General features: G+C 60.4%; 4 protein-coding genes. 2 read left to right on the plus strand and 2 right to left on the minus strand.

Annotation, left to right across the window (positions count from 1 at the left end; all coding sequences use genetic code 11):
- Nucleotides 1-899: L-threonine 3-dehydrogenase (gene tdh, locus EN884_RS31500; protein ID WP_127223538.1), on the plus strand; the 899-nt coding region annotated here is incomplete at its 5' end.
- A gap of 8 nt (nucleotides 900-907) precedes the next feature.
- On the opposite strand, the gene EN884_RS31505 is transcribed toward tdh, so the two are convergent.
- A complete protein-coding gene (locus EN884_RS31505) occupies nucleotides 908-1,414 on the minus strand; it encodes a DUF2380 domain-containing protein (protein WP_063167736.1) in 507 nt (168 codons plus the stop codon).
- A gap of 145 nt (nucleotides 1,415-1,559) precedes the next feature.
- Nucleotides 1,560-2,033, minus strand: coding sequence for a MarR family transcriptional regulator (locus tag EN884_RS31510; RefSeq protein WP_024505603.1), 474 nt, complete (start codon nucleotides 2,031-2,033; stop codon nucleotides 1,560-1,562).
- 87 nt (nucleotides 2,034-2,120) lie between these two features.
- On the opposite strand from EN884_RS31510, the gene EN884_RS31515 reads away from it, so the two are divergent.
- On the plus strand, nucleotides 2,121-2,928 hold an 808-nt coding region (locus EN884_RS31515), incomplete at its 3' end, for a homogentisate 1,2-dioxygenase (protein ID WP_128360955.1).

Consider the following 2,928-nt stretch of genomic DNA (forward strand, 5'->3'; position numbering starts at 1 on the left):
TGCACATCTACAATTGGGACCAGTGGGCGCAGAAGACGGTGCCGGTGCCGATGGTGACGGGCCATGAATTCGTCGGCACCGTTGCCGATTTCGGCGCAGCGGTCACCGAATACAAGGTCGGCCAGCGCGTGTCGGGCGAGGGCCACATCGTCTGCGGTCATTGCCGCAACTGTCGCGCCGGGCGAGGGCATCTGTGCCGCAACACGCTCGGCGTCGGCGTCAATCGTCCGGGCGCCTTCGGTGAGTATCTGGCTATCCCGCAGCACAACGTCGTGCCGATCCCCGATGATGTGCCGGACGAGATCGCCGCCATCTTCGATCCGTTGGGCAATGCCGTGCACACGGCACTCTCCTTCGATCTGGTCGGCGAGGACGTGCTGGTCACCGGCGCCGGGCCGATCGGCATCATGGGCGCGCTCGTCGCCCAATGCGTCGGCGCGCGAAAAGTGGTCATCACCGACATCAATCCGGTGCGGCTGGCGCTGGCGAAAAAGCTCGGCGTCCAGCATGTCGTCGACGCGTCCAAGGAAAAGCTGCGCGATGTCATGCCGGCACTCGGCATGACCGAGGGTTTTGATGTCGGCCTCGAAATGTCGGGCGCAGCCCCCGCCTTCCGCGACATGATCGACACCATGAACAACGGCGGCAAGATCGCCATTCTGGGCATCGCCCCGACCGGATTCGAGATCGACTGGAACAAGGTCATCTTCAAGATGCTGCATCTCAAGGGCATCTATGGCCGCGAGATGTTCGAGACCTGGTACAAGATGATCGCGCTGGTGCAGGGGCCGCTGGATGTTTCCGGGCTTATCACGCACCGCATCGGCATCGACGATTTCCAAGCCGGCTTCGATGCAATGCGCAGCGGCAGTTCCGGCAAGGTGGTGATGGATTGGTAGATGCCGCCCTAACGCAGAATTCTGTTTTTCATCAGCCATTTCACGGAGCGGGGCCACGCGTAGTTCGCACCCATGCGAAGATCGGTAAACCCCTCCGAAACATGTTTCCCGGTTTCGGCGTCAAGGATGCGAATGAACATAGTATGTTCTGTTCGGTTGACGCGCGTTACGACGCCAAGCAAGGCAAGCGACGCGCCGTGCTCCTTGGCAATCGGGCCTTCACAACCAGCGCAGTTGCGCAATCCGTGCGGCGCCGTGGCCTGTGTATCCCTCGCCGGCACATCAATTACTGTAAAACGCCCAGACTGGGAGAGCATGTCCTTAGCAACTTGTGCTGATTCCGACAGATAGCGCCTGTCATATTCATCCGGGGGAATTATTCCCGCCCCGGCGCTCTTGTCCTCCAATTCGAAAGGGAACACTTCGATCGACATCGGCTTTGTCTGCTGCGCCTGCGCAAATGTGCAGGTGCCTACAAGCAGCGTCACCAGGACACTTAATGTGCGAATGCTCATCGTAGTCCTCCTGTCGGTATGATGGGCATTATACGCGGCCTGACAACGCAAATAACGATTAAATCGAAAGCAATGCTATGCTTCGGGAGTTTCCACGCAGTCTCGCTCGAACTCCGTCGTTCAGAGTGATTGGCTTGATCTTGGACTAACTCTTGCTCGGGACCAGACTGGTCTCCAATGCAGCCAGTCCGCTGGTGATCGCCGTGCGCTCTTCAGCGCTGAGCCTTGCCAGCAAATCCCGTTCGAACGCCTTCGCCAGCGGCACCATCTCGCGATAGGCGGCAAGCCCCGTTCCGGTCAGCGTCAGATGTTCGATACGGCGATCTTTCTCATCAGGTGTCCGCATCAACCAGCGCCGCCGCTCGAGTTCAGCCACGGCGCGTGAAACCTTGGTCTTGTGCATAGCCGATTGCTCGCCGAGTTCGGTCGCAGTCATCGTTCCATGCTGCCCCAGCCCCGAAAGGGTGCGCCATTCCGGCCGCGTCAGGCCATGGCTGTCCTTGTATATCCTCGAAAATTCGCGGCTGACGGCGTCGGCAAGCCGGTAGAGCCGGTAGGGCAGGAAGTTTTCCAGATTGAGAATTTCAGCCGCGTCGGACGCTTCGCTCCTGATCGCCATTTTTCAAAGCCGCCATTGATGGTTACATTTTCGATGGTTACAAATGAAACCAGTTTGGTCAATTGAGATCCATTCCGGGAGGAAGCAATGGCCTTTTCCTATATGCCGGGCTTCGGCAACGATTTTGAGACCGAGACGCTGCCCGGCTCGTTGCCGCAGGGACGGAATTCGCCGCAGCGGCCGGCCTACGGCCTCTATGCCGAGCAGCTTTCAGGCTCGCCCTTCACCGCGCCGCGCGGCACCAATGAGCGGTCCTGGCTCTACCGCATCCGGCCGAGCGTCAAGCACACCGGCCGCTTCAAGGCGGCGAGCTATCCCTTGTGGAAGAGTGCGCCCAATGTCGGCGATCATGAACTGGCGCTCGGCCAGTATCGCTGGAACCCGGTGCCGATGCCGAAGGAGCCGACCGATTTCATCGCCGGTATGCGCAGCATCACAACCGCTGGCGACGTGCTCGGGCAGACCGGCATGGCGGCGCATGTCTATGTCGCCAACACCTCGATGGCGGACGATCATTTTTTCAATGCCGACGGCGAGTTGCTGGTCGTGCCGCAAGTCGGCGCATTGCGCTTCGTCACCGAGATGGGCGTCATTGAGCTGCGGCCCGGCGAGATCGCCGTGCTGCCACGCGGTCTGGTCTTCAAGGTCGAGCTGGTCGACGCCGAAGTGCGCGGCTACGTCTGCGAGAACTACGGCGCCAAGTTGACGCTGCCCGATCGCGGCCCGATCGGCGCCAATTGCCTGGCCAACCCACGCGATTTCAAGACGCCTTGCGCCTGGTTCGAGGAGAAGGAAACGCCGTGCCGGCTGATCGTGAAATGGTGCGGCAATTTCCATGTCACCGAGATCGGCCATTCGCCGCTCGATGTCGTTGCCTGGCACGGCAACTATGCGC

It is taken from the genome of Mesorhizobium sp. M7A.F.Ca.AU.001.01.1.1 (assembly GCF_004022735.1).
GTDB lineage: Bacteria > Pseudomonadota > Alphaproteobacteria > Rhizobiales > Rhizobiaceae > Mesorhizobium > Mesorhizobium ciceri.